2 protein-coding genes are annotated in these 1,018 nt (G+C 59.4%); one reads left to right on the top strand and one right to left on the bottom strand.

The window, feature by feature from the left end; all coding sequences use genetic code 11:
- The first annotated feature begins 327 nt into the window (after nt 1-327).
- The gene (locus AC19YR_RS24775) at nt 328-729 is read left to right on the top strand and encodes a GFA family protein (protein WP_256576648.1); all 402 of its coding nucleotides are present in this window, start codon (nt 328-330) and stop codon (nt 727-729) included.
- 54 nt (nt 730-783) lie between these two features.
- Here the strand turns inward: AC19YR_RS24775 and AC19YR_RS24770 are convergent.
- A partial coding sequence (locus AC19YR_RS24770; RefSeq protein WP_218192067.1) for a hypothetical protein occupies nt 784-1,018 on the bottom strand: 235 nt, incomplete at its 5' end.

The raw sequence follows: 1,018 nt of genomic DNA, 5'->3' as shown, positions 1-1,018 counted from the left end.
ATGCAAACCTGCGTCGCTGCGCTCCGACTGCCTGTCCAAATGGGCGTGGATCAGGTGTCCAAGTGAGCGTGGAACGAGTGTCCAAATGATCGTGGACTGGGTGTCCAAGTGTCGTGGAATCCGCAGTGTTGACCACCACATCGCGCGGCTCGTCATAGGAGCCGTCGGAGTATTTCCCTTTGAACAGGTGTTAAGGTTCAGCACTACAATCAGATGCTCGTCGACCTTGTAGTTGGCCGTTGGCCAACCATCGCGTAGATGAGTGGATGCGGCATTGAACTATTGGAGCGAAACTGGCCAGCGCTTAACCACAAAGGAGCCTTCCCCGTGCCCGCACTCAACGGCAGTTGTCTATGCAATACCGTGCGATATCAAATAGATGGCCTGGACATGCCCATCAGCCACTGCCATTGCCACACCTGCCGCAAGGCCCACGCAGCGGCGTTCGCCACCACTGCCGGAGTGCTGCGTGAGCACTTTCGCTGGCTCGCGGGGCAAGAGGCGTTAGGTACCTTCGAGTCATCACCAGGCAAGTTGCGGTATTTCTGCACGCGCTGCGGATCGCACCTGATGGCCGAACGCCCGGCCCAGCCCCATGTGATCCTGCGGGTCGCCACCCTGGACGACGATCCCCAACTAACTCCTGCGGCGCACATCTGGACCGAACACGCGGTGCCTTGGCTGTCCGATGAGGCCCTGCCCCGCTGGCGCCAATGGCAGGGTGACTGAGCCCCACTGTCTTAAAATTGCCTGCTAGGATAATCGGCCATTGGCTTAACCGCTTCAGCCGCGCCCAGACAGGGACACCCCCTGATTTTCGACCCCGACGGCACCCTGGCCGACACCGACCACTGGCACCAAGTGACCCTGCAGCAGCTCTTGCAGGAAGAAGAGAGACGTCGCATCCGGCATGGGAGCTTCCTTGAAAAATGCAAAAAACCAGAGGCGAACCTTAGCACTGTCCGCTGCTGACCAACGGTGAGGATTCGGGTGCACTTGCGCGCTTTTCCATCGCGCA

The sequence above is a fragment of the Pseudomonas sp. MF08817 genome (assembly GCF_059862705.1).
This window is presented reverse-complemented; position numbering and strand designations above follow the sequence as displayed.